Annotated in this window: 1 protein-coding gene; it reads left to right on the forward strand. The window is 63.8% G+C overall.

Annotated features, from left to right (window positions below; all coding sequences use genetic code 11):
- Nucleotides 1–483 (forward strand): GTPase (locus EOA36_RS36850; RefSeq protein WP_127281335.1); only part of this gene is annotated, 483 nt, incomplete at both ends.

Consider the following 483-nt stretch of genomic DNA (forward strand, 5'->3'; position numbering starts at 1 on the left):
ATCGAAGCGCTTGGAGAGGCGCGCGCCTTCGGTGAAGACGAGGACAGCGAAGACGAAGAAGCCGCCATCAACGAAGTGCTGATCGGCGAGGACATCGCCGATCCGGATGCCGAGCCGGCCTATGACGATACCAAGCCGATGCGCATCGCCGTCGTCGGCCGTCCTAACGCCGGCAAGTCGACGCTGATCAATGCGCTTATCGGCGAGGAACGGCTGCTGACCGGACCGGAGGCGGGCATCACCCGCGATTCCATCTCCGTCGACTGGGACTGGCGCGGCCGCCGCATTAAGCTGTTCGACACGGCCGGCATGCGCCGCAAGGCCAGGATCCACGAAAAGCTGGAAGTGATGTCGGTGCAGGATGGCTTGCGCGCCATCCGTTTCGCGGAGATCGTCATCATCGTGCTAGACGCCACCATTCCCTTCGAGAAGCAGGATCTGCAGATCGCCGACCTGATCATCCGCGAGGGGCGGGCACCGGTG

It is taken from the genome of Mesorhizobium sp. M8A.F.Ca.ET.021.01.1.1 (assembly GCF_003998025.1).
Lineage (GTDB): Bacteria > Pseudomonadota > Alphaproteobacteria > Rhizobiales > Rhizobiaceae > Mesorhizobium.